Below are 14,502 nucleotides of genomic sequence, written 5' to 3'. Positions count from 1 at the left end.
GTGGCTTGAGCCAGGTGAGGGAATTATGTCTACTCTGTATAAAAAGAACTTCTTAAAATTACTCGATTTTACCCCTGCAGAAATCACCACCCTGCTGCAGCTCGCAGCAAAACTAAAAGCGGATAAAAAAAGCGGCACGGAGTCGCAGAACCTGACCGGTAAAAACATCGCGCTCATCTTCGAAAAAGACTCAACCCGTACACGATGCTCTTTCGAAGTTGCCGCATACGATCAGGGCGCTCGCGTCACTTATCTTGGTTCCAGCGGCAGCCAGATTGGCCACAAAGAATCGATTAAAGACACCGCTCGCGTGCTGGGCCGCATGTACGACGGCATCCAGTACCGTGGCTACGGCCAGGAAGTGGTGGAAACGTTGGCCGAGTACTCCGGCGTGCCGGTGTGGAACGGCCTGACCGATGAGTTCCACCCGACCCAGCTGCTTGCCGATTTGCTGACCATGCAGGAACACCTGCCGGGTAAAGCGTTCAATGAAATGACGCTGGTTTATGCAGGCGATGCGCGTAATAACATGGGTAACTCGATGCTGGAAGCCGCAGCGTTAACCGGCCTCGATCTGCGTCTGGTGGCACCACAGGAATGCTGGCCAGAAGCGAGCCTGGTGGCGGAATGCAAGGCGCTGGCGCAGAAGAACGGTGGCAACGTGACCCTGACGGAAGATATTGCCGCAGGCGTGAAGGGCGCGGACTTTATCTACACCGACGTGTGGGTATCGATGGGCGAAGCCAAAGAGAAGTGGGCAGAGCGTATTGCACTGCTGCGCGGCTATCAGGTGAATAGCGCCATGATGAAGCTGACCGGCAATCCGCAGGTGAAATTCCTGCACTGCCTGCCTGCGTTCCATGATGACCAGACGACCGTAGGTAAGAAAATGGCCGCTGAATACGGCATGCATGGCGGGATGGAAGTGACCGATGAGGTGTTTGAATCTCCGGCCAGCATCGTGTTCGATCAGGCGGAAAACCGGATGCACACCATCAAAGCAGTGATGGTCGCGACACTAAGCAAATAAACTCAACCAGTAGCCCGGCCGAGCGCAGCGACGCCGGTAAAGCCCCGGAGTCGGCACTATCGCGCCTCGTCCGGGCTACCGATTGGTGTAGGCCGGATAAGGCGAAGCCGCCATCCGGCAATCTGCACCGTTGTGCCTGATGGCGCTCCGCTTATCAGGCCTACCGTTCGTCATTCGACCAGAAGTTTCACAACCGCTTTACGCACTTTCGCAGGCTGCCCCACCGCGCACAGCGGCTTGTGGACTTCACCTGGGTAGAAGACCACAAAGTCACCTTCGCTCATCACCACCATCTTTTCCTGCACACCTTCCGGCAGAAACGCGATGTCTTTATCCGCCAGCCAGTCGGTGTCCGGCTCGCCAGCAGGCTGGGTGCTAAACGCCATCCCTTCCTGACCTTTCAGCACCACCTGGATATCCAGATAACGCGCATGATACTCCGCACGACGGTCAGCAAACGGTTCGGTCATGTTCTCAGAAATCATATAGAACAGGCGGTTACCGTCGATGTCATATTTCCCTTCCGGGGTAGCATCGGTCACGTTCGCCATAAGGTGGATAATAGCCTGACGCAGCTCTTCCGGCAGCCAGGACTGGAGGTGATGGATGTTGCCAATAATCATGATGACTCCACAAATAAAACAATGTTTCAATTTTCAGTTGTTATACGTAAATTCGCGATACCATACCAGTACTTTTTATCATGACTCTGCCATCCTGCTGGTTTAGCGCACACTTTTGCTACCCTGCATAAAAGTTGAATTTATACGCACAAAAATAGAATACTTATTCCATGAGAATCGTTTTCGTTGATTAAAATGTGAATCAGACGCTTGATTGCCAGATAAAGCTGCGTATAATGCCACCCGTTTTGCCGGGAGGAATTATGGTTCAGTGTGTACGACATCGCGTCTTACCGCGTCTGAAAACAGACGCTGGCCTGCCGTTTTTCCTTTCCGTAGCATCCGTATTCGTAAAGCCCCTTATTTAAGGGGCTTTTTTTTTGCGCCGTCGTCAGGAGATAACCATGGCTAATCCGCTGTATCAAAAACACATCATTTCCATAAACGATCTCAGCCGCGAAGACCTTGAACTGGTTTTGGCGACCGCCGCCAGCCTGAAAGCGAACCCACAGCCGGAGCTGCTGAAGCACAAGGTTATCGCCAGCTGTTTCTTCGAGGCCTCGACGCGCACCCGTCTCTCTTTTGAAACCTCCATGCACCGTCTGGGGGCCAGCGTAGTTGGCTTCTCCGACAGCGCCAATACCTCGCTCGGTAAGAAAGGTGAAACCCTGGCCGACACCATCTCGGTCATCAGCACCTACGTCGACGCCATCGTGATGCGCCACCCACAGGAAGGCGCGGCGCGTCTGGCCACCGAGTTCTCCGGCAACATTCCGGTACTGAACGCCGGCGACGGCGCAAACCAGCACCCGACCCAGACGCTGCTGGATCTGTTCACCATTCAGGAGACTCAGGGCCGCCTGGAGAACCTGAACATCGCGATGGTCGGCGACCTGAAGTACGGCCGTACCGTCCACTCGCTGACCCAGGCGCTGGCGAAATTTAACGGTAACCGCTTCTACTTTATCGCCCCGGACGCGCTGGCGATGCCGCAGTACATCCTCGATATGCTGGACGAGAAAGATATCGTCTGGAGCCTGCATAGCTCCATCGATGAGGTGATGGCAGAGGTCGATATTCTCTACATGACCCGCGTGCAGAAAGAGCGCCTCGACCCATCCGAATACGCCAACGTCAAAGCGCAGTTCATCCTGCGTGCGGCGGATCTGGTTGGCGCGCGCGATAACATGAAGGTGCTGCACCCGCTGCCGCGCATTGATGAGATCACCACCGATGTCGATAAAACGCCGCACGCCTGGTACTTCCAACAGGCCGGCAACGGCATCTTCGCCCGCCAGGCGTTACTGGCACTGGTACTGAATAGCGAACTGGTTCTGTAAGGGGAAATGACGATGACACACGACAACAAATTACAAGTAGAAGCCATCAAACGCGGCACCGTAATTGACCATATCCCGGCCCAGGTTGGCTTTAAGCTGCTGACCCTGTTCAAGCTGACCGAAACCGACCAGCGCATCACCATTGGCCTGAACCTGCCGTCCGGTGAGATGGGCCGTAAAGACCTGATTAAAATTGAAAACACCTTCCTGACCGATGAGCAGGTCAACCAACTGTCGCTGTACGCGCCAGAGGCGACCGTGAACCGCATCGATAACTACGAAGTGGTGGGCAAATCTCGCCCGAGCCTGCCGGAACGCATCGAGAGCGTGCTGGTATGCCCGAACAGCAATTGCATCAGCCATGCCGAACCCGTTTCCTCTAGCTTCGCAGTGAAAAAACGTGCCGATGACGTTGCGCTCAAATGCAAATACTGTGAAAAAGAGTTTTCTCATTATGTGGTGCTGGCCAACTAATTGCGGTTGGTATTGAAATGTTGCCTCTCTATAATGGCTAACACCTTAATACTGCAGTTCATCTGGAGATATCATGAGCAAAACTATTGCGACGGAAAATGCACCAGCAGCTATCGGACCATACGTTCAGGGCGTTGACCTGGGCAGTATGATCATCACTTCCGGTCAGATCCCGGTAGACCCGAAAACCGGTAGCGTGCCGGAAGACGTCTCTGCTCAGGCGCGTCAGTCGCTGGAAAACGTGAAAGCTATCGTTGAGGCCGCTGGCCTGAAAGTGGGCGATATCGTGAAAACCACCGTATTCGTTAAAGATCTTAACGATTTCGCGACCGTTAACGCCACTTACGAAGCGTTCTTCACCGAGCACCATGCCACCTTCCCAGCGCGTTCCTGCGTCGAAGTGGCACGTCTGCCGAAAGACGTGAAGATTGAAATCGAAGCGATTGCCGTACGTCGCTGATTACACGCAGTATGAAGAAAAGGCAGCCAATGGCTGCCTTTTTTGTTTTAGTGCGGTGGGTTTTCCGGCGGCGCTTCGCTTGGCCGGGCTACAGTAAGCAAGAACGTAGTGACCCCGGGGCCCTCACCGATTACTGCCAGCCATAGCGGCGAGTGAAGAACCCTTTCACCATCTGCGTGAAGGTCATGTAGCCAACCAGAATCGCTACCAGCCATGGGAAGTAGCTCAGCGGCAGCGCTTCCAGTTGCAGATAACTTGCCAGCGGCGAGAACGGCAGCGCGATACCAATCGCCATCACCAGCAGCGTCATGGCAAACAGCGGCCACGCAGCGCGGCTCTGCACAAACGGAATGCGGCGGGTACGAATCATATGCACAATCAGCGTCTGCGACAGCAGCCCTTCAATAAACCAGCCGGACTGGAACAAGGTCTGCATTTCTGGCGTGTTGGCTTTAAATACCCACCACATCAGGCAGAAGGTCAGAATGTCGAAGATAGAGCTGATTGGCCCGAAGAACACCATAAAACGGCCCAGATCGGCGGGGTTCCAGCGCTGCGGTTTACGAATCTGCTCGTCATCGACGTTATCAAACGGCAGCGCCACCTGGGATACATCGTACAGCAGGTTTTGAATCAGTAAGTGTAACGGCAGCATTGGCAGGAACGGCAGGAAGGCGCTGGCCACCAGTACGCTGAAGACATTACCGAAGTTGGAGCTGGCGGTCATCTTGATGTACTTCAGCATGTTCGAGAAGGTACGGCGACCTTCGATCACCCCCTCTTCCAGCACCATCAGGCTCTTTTCCAGCAGGATGATATCCGCCGCTTCACGGGCGATATCTACCGCACCGTCCACGGAAATACCGATATCCGCCGCGCGCAGCGCTGGCGCATCGTTGATGCCGTCGCCCATAAAGCCCACCACATGCCCTTCGCGTTTCAGCAGCGTCACAATGCGCTCTTTATGCATTGGCGTCAGGCGAGCAAACAGCGTGGTGCGCTGGGCAAGCTTCGCCAGTTCATCATCGCTCAGGTGCTCAATCTCGCTGCCGACAATCACGTCACCCGCATCCAGACCCACTTCATGGCACACTTTCGCCGCCACCAGCTCACTGTCGCCGGTGAGAATTTTCACGGTGATGCCGCTCGCTTTCAGCGCTTTCAGCGCCGGTGCGGTGGTCTCTTTCGGTGGATCGAGGAAGGCGATATAGCCTTCGAGGATCAGATCGGACTCATCGATACGCTGATAGTCGCCTTCACGCGCTGGCAGGAACTTGCTCGCCACCGCCACCACGCGCAGCCCCTGACGGTTCAGGGTATCGGTCACGCGACGGATACGGCGCAGCATGGTCTCATCCAGCGGCACGATTTCGCCGTTGTGGTAGACCTGCGTACAGACGTTGAGGATCTCCTGCAGCGCCCCTTTGCAAATCAGCTTATGCACATCCGGTTTTTCACTCACCACCACCGACATGCGGCGGCGTTCGAAATCAAACGGGATTTCATCCACTTTCTGCCAGGCGGTCGACAGCTCGCGGGCCGCCACTTCATCCACCCCTTCCAGCACCGCGGTATCCAGCAGGTTTTTCAGCCCGGTCTGGTAGTGGCTGTTCAGCCACGCGGTTTGCAGCACGCGTTCGCTCACCTTGCCGGAGATATCGGTGTGGTTCTCCAGCACAATTTTATCCTGGGTCAGCGTACCGGTTTTGTCGGTGCAGAGGATGTCCATCGCGCCAAAGTTCTGAATCGCGTCGAGGTGCTTAACGATAACCTTCTGTTTTGACAGCTTCACCGCCCCGCGCGCCAGCGTCGAGGTGACGATCATCGGCAGCATTTCCGGGGTCAGGCCCACCGCGACGGAGAGGGCAAACAGCGCCGCTTCCCACCAGTCGCCTTTGGTATAGCCGTTAATCACCAACACGATAGGTGCCATCACCAGCATAAAGCGGATCAGCAGCATGCTGACGCGGCTGATGCCTTTCTGGAAGGCGTTCGGCTCGCTTTCCTGCTCGCTTACGCGACCGGCCAGTTGCCCAAACCAGGTGTTGGCTCCGGTGGCAATCACCATCGCCTGCGCGGTGCCGCTCACCACGTTGGTGCCCATAAAGCACAGAGTGTCGCACTCGAGCGGGTTAGTTTGATCCGGCTCGCGGGTATGCGCCACTTTCTCAACCGGCAAGGATTCGCCGGTCAGCGATGCCTGCGCCACGAACAGATCGCGCGCCTGAATCACGCGCAGGTCGGCCGGGATCATATCCCCCGCCGCCAGTTTGATGATGTCGCCCGGCACCAGCTGGTCGATAGGCAGTTCCACCCAGCTGCTCTCGCCCTTGTCATTGATAACGCGCAGCACCGTCGCGGTGTTGCTCACCATCGCTTTCAGGGTGTCTGCCGCTTTGGTCGAGCGGGCTTCCTGGACAAAATTCAGCAGCGTGGAAATACCCACCATCAGCACAATGACCACCGCCGCGAACAGATCTTCTGTCGCGTAAGAGACGGCGGCCAGCACGGTCAGCAGGATGTTGAACGGGTTACGGTAGCAGAGCCACAGATGCACCCACCACGGCTGCGGCTGCTGCGCTGGCAGCTTGTTTTCGCCATGAGCAACGCGCGCCAGCTCAACTTCCGCGGCGTTCAGCCCTTCCGGATGAGTATTAAAAGTTTCCCACAGCGCCTGTTCGCTGAGGTGCGCCATTTTCAGGCACTGTTCGCTGAGCGATGGCGGAATAGGCGTGTGAGCAACGCTCTGCTGAGAAGGCATAGGATCGCGCTGTACCAGACGGCGCGGCAAATGGCGGCCAAGCTGCGCAAACAGCTGCCGTGTTAAATTTTTCAGCATACAAAAGTCCTCCGCAGTCGCCGGGGGCAACCGCAGATAGGCCTGTGGGCACAGTCAATCTGTACCGTAAAGGCACTTCATTTTTATTGCAGGGACATTAAGACGTGTCACTGCCTCACATCATCGGCAAGGCAGCGAGAAGCTGGCTTACCGGAAAATTACTCTCCAGTTGGAGAGACGGGTGGGATCGGGATCCATACAGCCTCCGGTAAGATTGATAATAGAAAACGCCGCGGATTATACGCAGAAATTCATAAGGTTTGTGACAATTAGAGCGATATAATAACGTCAGGCAATTCAACGGTACGTCAACCATCAGGTAGACGGCATAAAATATTCACGCGGGGCAACTATTATGGAAAATCGGCTGACTATTAAAGATATCGCTCGCCTGAGCGGTGTCGGGAAATCAACCGTCTCCCGCGTGCTGAATAACGAGAGCGGCGTCAGCGACCGTACCCGCGAACGCGTCGAAGCAGTGATGGCGCAGCACGGCTTCTCCCCTTCCCGCTCCGCGCGCGCCATGCGTGGGCAGAGCGATAAGGTAGTGGCGATTATTGTCACCCGTCTGGACTCGCTGTCGGAAAATCTGGCGGTACAGACCATGCTGCCCGCCTTCTACGAGCAGGGCTATGACCCCATCATGATGGAAAGCCAGTTCTCGCCGGAAAAAGTGGTCGAACATCTGGCGATGCTGAAACGCCGCAATATTGACGGCGTGATCCTGTTTGGCTTTACCGGCGTGACCGAAGCGATTCTGGGCGACTGGCACTCGACGTTGGTGCTGATGGCTCGTGATGCCAACGGTTTTGCCTCCGTCTGCTATGACGACACCGGGGCGATTACGCAGCTCATGCAGCGCCTGTTCGAGTTGGGCCATCGCCATATTAGTTTCCTCGGCGTTCCCCCTTCAGACGTCACCACCGGGCAGCGTCGTCACGATGCCTATCAGGCGTTCTGCAAACGCCACAAGCTTACACCGGTCGCCGCACTGCCGGGCCTGGCGATGAAGCAGGGCTATGACTTCGCAAGCCAGGTTATCACTCCAGAGACCACCGCGCTTATCTGTGCGACAGACACCCTCGCCCTTGGCGTGAGCAAGTATCTGCAGGAGCAGCGCATCGACAACGTCCAGCTGGCGAGCGTCGGTAATACGCCGCTGACCAAGTTCCTGCACCCGGAAATTATCACCGTCGATCCCGGCTACGCCGAGGCGGGACACCGCGCCGCAGAGCAGCTTATCGCCCAGATCAGCGGTCGAAGCGAACCGCATCAGATCGTGATCCCCGCCATTCTGTCCTAAGCTTAACATCAGCTTTAATGTGATCGCCGCAGCGTTTCGGGAACGTTCCCATTTTCCCGAAACCGCAAACCCGTTACGCTAATATTCAACGTATTAATAACGGTTCGATCCTGTGTCCGTCAGATCGCTTGCTTAAAAGAGCGTCTGAAGTGGCGGTATCGGGGAGATATCACCTCTGTTTTAAGGCCCTATCATGAGCAAAAAAATAGACCAAAAGAACATCGATAAACTTATCGAGCTGGTTGGCGGGCGCGAAAACATCGCCACCGTCAGCCACTGCATCACGCGCCTGCGCTTTGTGCTTAACGATCCGGCCAAGGCCTCCCCGAAAGCTATCGAAGAGCTGCCGATGGTCAAAGGCTGCTTCACCAACGCCGGGCAGTTCCAGGTGGTTATCGGCACGGAAGTGGGCGACTACTACCAGGCGCTGCTGGCCACCACCGGCCAGACCGGCGCGGATAAAGAGCAGGCCAAAACGGCGGCTCGCCAGAATATGAAATGGCACGAGCAGATGATCTCGCACTTCGCTGAGATCTTCTTCCCGCTGCTACCAGCGCTGATCAGCGGGGGTTTGATCTTAGGCTTCCGCAACGTAATCGGCGACTTGCCGATGAGCAACGGGCAGACGCTGGCGCAGATGCACCCGTCGCTGCAAACCATCTATGACTTCCTGTGGTTGATTGGTGAGGCTATCTTCTTCTATCTGCCGGTCGGTATCTGCTGGTCTGCGGTGAAGAAAATGGGCGGCACGCCGATCCTCGGCATCGTGCTCGGCGTCACGCTGGTTTCCCCACAGCTGATGAACGCCTATCTGCTGGGTCAGCAGGTGCCAGAAGTGTGGAACTTCGGCCTGTTTACCATCGCTAAAGTCGGCTACCAGGCGCAGGTTATCCCCGCGTTGCTGGCGGGTCTGACCCTCGGCTTTATTGAAACACGCCTCAAACGCATCGTACCGGACTACCTGTACCTCGTTATCGTACCGGTGTGCTCACTGATCCTGGCGGTATTCCTCGCTCACGCGATTATCGGGCCATTCGGCCGCTTGATTGGCGACGGTGTGGCCTTCGCCGTGCGTCACCTGCTGACCGGCAGCTTCGCACCGATTGGCGCCGCGCTGTTCGGCTTCCTGTATGCGCCGCTGGTAATCACCGGTGTGCACCAGACCACGCTGGCTATTGATATGCAGATGATTCAGAGCATGGGCGGCACCCCGGTGTGGCCAATGATTGCCCTGTCGAACATCGCGCAGGCCTCTGCCGTCGTCGGCATTATCATTTGCAGCCGTAAGGCCAAAGAGCGTGAAATTTCCGTTCCGGCGGCGATCTCCGCCTACCTCGGCGTGACCGAACCGGCCATGTACGGGATCAACCTGAAGTACCGCTTCCCGATGCTCTGCGCGATGATCGGTTCCGGCATCGCGGGCCTGCTGTGCGGCCTGTACGGCGTGCTGGCGAACGGTATCGGCGTCGGCGGCCTGCCGGGCATCCTGTCGATTAAGCCAACCTTCTGGGGCGTCTACAGCATCGCGATGATTATCACCATCGTGGTACCGATTCTCCTGACGGTGATGGTCTACAAACGCAAAGAGCGTCAGGGCACGCTGCCCGTCATGTAACACACCTTCTTCGGGGCGCACTTGCGCCCCTGATTCTTATTAGAGGACAACCGAATGAATACACTACCTCACTGGTGGCAAAACGGCGTGATTTACCAGATCTACCCGAAAAGCTTCCAGGACACGACCGGCAGCGGAACGGGAGATCTGCGCGGCGTCACCTCACGTCTCGACTATCTGCAAAAACTCGGCGTTGATGCCATCTGGATAACGCCGTTCTACGTCTCACCGCAGGTCGATAACGGCTACGATATTGCCAACTACACCGAGATCGACCCCTCTTACGGCACGATCGACGATTTTGACCAGCTGGTTGCCGAAGCGCATAAGCGCGGGATTCGCATCGTGCTGGACATGGTGCTCAACCACACCTCCACCCATCATGCGTGGTTTAAAGAGTCGCTGAACAAAGAGAGCCCATACCGCCAGTTCTATATCTGGCGCGACGGCACGCCGGACACGCCGCCGAATAACTGGCGCTCGAAGTTTGGCGGCAACGCCTGGCAATGGGACGCAGCCAGCGGCCAGTACTATCTGCACCTGTACGCCACCGAGCAGGCGGATCTCAACTGGGAAAATGAGACGGTACGCGCCGAGCTGAAAAAGGTCTGTGAGTTCTGGGCCGATCGCGGCGTTGATGGTCTGCGCCTCGACGTCATCAACGTCATTTCCAAAGACCAGAGTTTCCCGGACGACCATCAGGGCGACGGCCGCCGTTTCTATACCGATGGCCCACGCGCCCACGAGTTCCTGCAGGAGTTCAGCCGTGATGTCTTTACCCCGCGCGGCCTGATGACCGTCGGTGAGATGTCCTCGACCACGCTTGAAAACTGCCAGCAGTACGCCTCTCTCGACGGTAAAGAGCTGTCGATGACCTTTAACTTCCACCACCTGAAGGTGGACTACCCTGGCGGCGAGAAATGGACGCTGGCACGCCCGGACTTTGTGGCGCTGAAATCACTGTTTAACCATTGGCAGCAGGGAATGCACAACCGCGCCTGGAACGCGCTGTTCTGGTGTAACCACGACCAGCCACGCATTGTTTCGCGCTTTGGCGACGAAGGTGAACACCGCGTCACCGCTGCGAAGATGCTGGCGATGGTGCTGCACGGGATGCAGGGCACGCCGTACATCTATCAGGGCGAAGAGATTGGCATGACCAACCCGCACTTCACGACGATTGAGCAGTACCGCGACGTGGAGAGTCATAACATGTATAACGAGCTGCTGGCGCAGGGACGAGACGCCGACGAGCTACTGGCGATTCTTGCCAGCAAATCCCGCGATAACAGCCGTACACCAATGCAGTGGGATGCTAGCCCTAACGCTGGGTTTACCGAAGGCAAACCGTGGATTGGCGTCAGCCACAACTATGCTGAGATCAACGCCGAACGCGCGCTGGCAGAGCCTGATTCGGTGTTTTACGCCTACCAACAGCTGATTGCGCTGCGTAAATCTGAACCGGTGCTGACCTGGGGCGACTATCAGGATCTGCTGCCTGAGCACCCGTCGCTGTGGTGCTACCGCCGTCAGTGGCAGGGGCAAACGCTGCTGGTCGCCGCCAACCTCAGCGGCGAGCCGCAGGCCTGGGAGCCACCGGCTGGCTCCACCGATGGCGAGGTGCTGATGAGCAACTACGACACCCCTGCTGGCATGACGCTGCGTCCGTTTGAAGCTATCTGGTGGCTTCAGCGTTAACCCTCCGGCCCGGTAGCGCCCTGCTGCCGGGCTCCTTCGCATCACGCTGTTTTTCGGTCCTTTTTTGGACACTTCTTGAGCAGCAAAATTTACATTACCCTCAACGCTTGCCATCTGTACTCTTGCATTTTTACTTTGTTCTGAATCAATAAAAGCGCAAACATCTTTGATGCAAATCACTACATATAGAACTTAAAATGCGTCCCGGCCCAACATATGGTATTTATCGACTATCATTGCAACAATGATAATCACCAAAAAGATAGTCGGTATGTGGATAACCTGGGCCGCACACGAGGGAAAGTATTGGTTAATGGAGTGATTACGCCAATCGTCGTTTTCCCGCCTCTGTGGATAACCTGTTCTTATAACGTACTTATAAAATTGGAGTGATCATGACACCGCATGTGATGAAACGAGATGGCTGTAAAGTGCCGTTCAAATCAGAGCGCATCAAAGAAGCAATTCTGCGTGCAGCTAAAGCAGCGGGAGTCGATGACGCAGACTATTGCGCCACCGTCGCAGCAATCGTTAGCCAACAAATGCAGGGCCAGGCGCAGGTTGATATCAACGTGATTCAGACCGCCGTTGAGAACCAGCTGATGTCCGGGCCGTACAAGCAGCTCGCGCGTGCCTATATCGAATATCGCCACGACCGCGACAGCCAGCGCGAAAAACGCGGTCGTCTGAACCAGGAAATTCGCGGCCTGGTTGAGCAGACCAACTCGGCGCTGCTGAACGAGAACGCCAACAAAGACAGTAAAGTGATCCCGACCCAGCGCGACCTGCTGGCCGGTATCGTCGCTAAGCACTACGCTCGCCAGCACCTGCTGCCGCACGACGTGGTGATGGCGCACGAGCGCGGTGTTATCCACTACCACGACCTCGACTACTCGCCGTTCTTCCCGATGTTCAACTGTATGCTGATCGATCTGAAAGGCATGCTGACTCAGGGCTTTAAGATGGGCAACGCGGAGATCGAGCCGCCAAAATCCATCTCAACCGCTACCGCGGTAACCGCGCAGATCATCGCACAGGTGGCTAGCCACATTTACGGCGGCACCACCATCAACCGTATCGATGAAGTGCTGGCACCGTTTGTGACCGCCAGCTTCAACAAGCATCGTAAAACCGCCGACGAGTGGCAGATCCCGAATGCGGAAGAGTATGCCCGTTCGCGTACCGAGAAAGAGTGCTACGACGCTTTCCAGTCGCTGGAATATGAAGTCAACACGCTGCATACCGCTAACGGCCAGACCCCGTTCGTGACCTTTGGTTTCGGCCTTGGCACCAGCTGGGAATCCCGTCTGATTCAGCAGTCCATTCTGCGTAATCGTATCGCGGGCCTCGGCAAGAACCGCAAAACCGCGGTGTTCCCGAAACTGGTCTTCGCCATTCGCGATGGCCTGAACCACAAGCCGGGCGATGACAACTACGACATCAAACAGCTGGCGCTGGAATGCGCGAGCAAGCGCATGTATCCGGACATCCTCAACTACGATCAGGTAGTGAAAGTCACCGGTTCGTTTAAAACCCCGATGGGCTGCCGCAGCTTCCTCGGCGTGTGGGAAAACGAGGACGGCGAACAGGTTCACGATGGCCGTAACAACCTTGGCGTTATCAGCCTCAACCTGCCACGTATTGCGCTGGAAGCGAAAGGCGACGAAGCCGCGTTCTGGTCACTGCTGGACGAACGTCTGGTGCTGGCGCGTAAAGCGCTGATGACCCGTATCGCTCGTCTGGAAGGGGTGAAAGCTCGCGTTGCGCCAATCCTGTATATGGAAGGTGCCTGCGGCGTGCGTCTGAAAGCGGACGACGACGTTTCTGAGATCTTCAAAAACGGTCGTGCGTCTATTTCTCTGGGCTACATCGGTATCCACGAGACCATCAACGCGCTGTTCGGCAACCAGCATATGTACGACAGCGAGATGCTGCGTGAGAAAGGCGTAGCGATTGTTCAGCGCCTGCGCGATGCCGTTGACCAGTGGAAAGACGAAACCGGCTACGGCTTCAGCCTGTACAGCACGCCAAGTGAAAACCTGTGCGACCGCTTCTGCCGTCTGGACACCGCCGAGTTCGGCCTTGTTGAAGGCGTTACCGACAAAGGCTACTACACCAACAGCTTCCACCTCGACGTGGAGAAGAAGGTGAACCCGTACGACAAGATTGATTTTGAAGCGGCCTACCCGCCAATCGCTAACGGCGGTTTCATCTGCTACGGCGAGTACCCGAACATTCAGCACAACCTGAAGGCGCTGGAAGACGTGTGGGATTACAGCTATCAGCACGTGCCGTATTACGGTACCAACACGCCAATCGACGAATGCTACGAATGCGGCTTTACCGGTGAGTTCGAGTGCACCAGCAAAGGCTTCACCTGCCCGAAATGCGGTAACCACGACGCTGCGCGCGTCTCCGTGACTCGCCGTGTGTGCGGCTACCTCGGCAGCCCGGACGCCCGTCCGTTCAACGCCGGTAAGCAGGAAGAAGTGAAACGCCGCGTTAAGCACCTGGGTAACGGGCAGCTCGGTTAAGTTCGAGCGGTTTGTCCCCTCACCCTAACCCTCTCCCCTCAGGGGAGAGGGGATCGTTTTACCGCTCGCTGCACGACCGTATACCGGCCGAAAATCTGGAACGCGAACATGAATTACCATCAATACTACCCCGTCGACATCGTTAACGGGCCGGGTACACGCTGCACGCTGTTTGTTTCCGGCTGCGTTCACGAATGCCCCGGCTGCTACAACAAGAGCACCTGGCGCGTGAACTCCGGCCAGCCGTTTACCGCCGAGATGGCCGACCGCATCATCGCCGACCTGAACGACACCCGCGTAAAACGCCAGGGAATTTCCCTCTCCGGCGGCGACCCACTGCACCCGCAAAACGTGCCGGAAATCCTCAAACTGGTTCAGCGCATTCACGCCGAATGCCCCGGCAAAGATATCTGGGTCTGGACCGGCTACAAAATTGACGAACTGAACGCCGCGCAGATGGAGGTCGTCGACCTTATCAACGTGCTGGTTGACGGTAAGTTTGTGCAGGACTTAAAAGACCCGGCGCTTATCTGGCGCGGCAGCAGTAATCAGGTGGTGCACCACCTGCGTTAACCCCCTACGTCAG

12 protein-coding genes are annotated in these 14,502 nt (G+C 56.5%); 10 read left to right on the top strand and 2 right to left on the bottom strand.

Annotated elements, in window-relative coordinates:
* Positions 1-25 precede the first annotated feature (25 nt).
* On the top strand, positions 26-1,030 hold the full coding sequence (gene argF / locus V6940_RS19900) for an ornithine carbamoyltransferase (RefSeq protein WP_333497034.1): 1,005 nt from the start codon (positions 26-28) through the stop codon (positions 1,028-1,030).
* Positions 1,031-1,200: 170 nt separating this feature from the next.
* Here the strand turns inward: argF and V6940_RS19895 are convergent, their stop codons facing one another.
* Positions 1,201-1,653, bottom strand: a complete 453-nt coding sequence (locus V6940_RS19895; protein WP_185669164.1) for a YhcH/YjgK/YiaL family protein — start codon at positions 1,651-1,653, stop codon at positions 1,201-1,203.
* Positions 1,654-1,916: 263 nt separating this feature from the next.
* Here V6940_RS19895 and V6940_RS19890 point away from each other — a divergent pair, with 263 nt between their 5' ends.
* From V6940_RS19890 to ridA, 4 genes are all read left to right on the top strand, one after another.
* Positions 1,917-2,021 (top strand): pyrBI operon leader peptide, encoded by a 105-nt coding sequence (locus V6940_RS19890; RefSeq protein ID WP_072351778.1) that lies wholly within the window; start codon positions 1,917-1,919, stop codon positions 2,019-2,021.
* Positions 2,022-2,057: 36 nt separating this feature from the next.
* On the top strand, positions 2,058-2,993 hold the full coding sequence (gene pyrB / locus V6940_RS19885; protein WP_333497033.1) for an aspartate carbamoyltransferase: 936 nt from the start codon (positions 2,058-2,060) through the stop codon (positions 2,991-2,993).
* 12 nt (positions 2,994-3,005) lie between these two features.
* Positions 3,006-3,467: an aspartate carbamoyltransferase regulatory subunit gene (pyrI, locus tag V6940_RS19880; RefSeq protein WP_123651198.1), complete on the top strand. Its 462-nt coding sequence runs from the start codon at positions 3,006-3,008 to the stop codon at positions 3,465-3,467.
* Positions 3,468-3,540: 73 nt separating this feature from the next.
* On the top strand, positions 3,541-3,927 hold the full coding sequence (gene ridA / locus V6940_RS19875) for a 2-iminobutanoate/2-iminopropanoate deaminase (RefSeq protein WP_333497032.1): 387 nt from the start codon (positions 3,541-3,543) through the stop codon (positions 3,925-3,927).
* 130 nt (positions 3,928-4,057) lie between these two features.
* Here ridA and mgtA read toward each other — a convergent pair whose 3' ends face one another.
* Positions 4,058-6,766, bottom strand: a complete 2,709-nt coding sequence (mgtA, locus tag V6940_RS19870; RefSeq protein WP_333497031.1) for a magnesium-translocating P-type ATPase — start codon at positions 6,764-6,766, stop codon at positions 4,058-4,060.
* Positions 6,767-7,121: 355 nt separating this feature from the next.
* On the opposite strand from mgtA, the gene treR reads away from it, so the two are divergent.
* From treR to nrdG, 5 genes are all read left to right on the top strand, one after another.
* Positions 7,122-8,069 (top strand): trehalose operon repressor TreR, encoded by a 948-nt coding sequence (gene treR / locus V6940_RS19865; protein WP_333497030.1) that lies wholly within the window; start codon positions 7,122-7,124, stop codon positions 8,067-8,069.
* Between the two features lie 193 nt (positions 8,070-8,262).
* Positions 8,263-9,684 carry a PTS trehalose transporter subunit IIBC gene (gene treB / locus V6940_RS19860; protein WP_185669153.1) on the top strand — a complete coding sequence of 474 codons (1,422 nt, stop codon included), beginning with the start codon at positions 8,263-8,265 and terminating at the stop codon, positions 9,682-9,684.
* A gap of 54 nt (positions 9,685-9,738) precedes the next feature.
* Entirely contained in the window at positions 9,739-11,382 is a 1,644-nt protein-coding gene (gene treC, locus V6940_RS19855) for an alpha,alpha-phosphotrehalase (RefSeq protein WP_333497029.1), read from the top strand.
* 395 nt (positions 11,383-11,777) lie between these two features.
* Positions 11,778-13,916 (top strand): anaerobic ribonucleoside-triphosphate reductase, encoded by a 2,139-nt coding sequence (gene nrdD / locus V6940_RS19850; protein WP_333497028.1) that lies wholly within the window; start codon positions 11,778-11,780, stop codon positions 13,914-13,916.
* Positions 13,917-14,024: 108 nt separating this feature from the next.
* On the top strand, positions 14,025-14,489 hold the full coding sequence (gene nrdG / locus V6940_RS19845) for an anaerobic ribonucleoside-triphosphate reductase-activating protein (RefSeq protein WP_123651106.1): 465 nt from the start codon (positions 14,025-14,027) through the stop codon (positions 14,487-14,489).
* Positions 14,490-14,502: the final 13 nt, after the last annotated feature.

The organism is Kluyvera sp. CHPC 1.251 (assembly GCF_036759945.1).
In the GTDB taxonomy this organism is placed as follows: Bacteria; Pseudomonadota; Gammaproteobacteria; order Enterobacterales; family Enterobacteriaceae; genus Kluyvera; species Kluyvera sichuanensis.
Note: the sequence above shows the minus strand (reverse complement) of the source record. Positions and strands in the feature narration are given on the sequence as shown.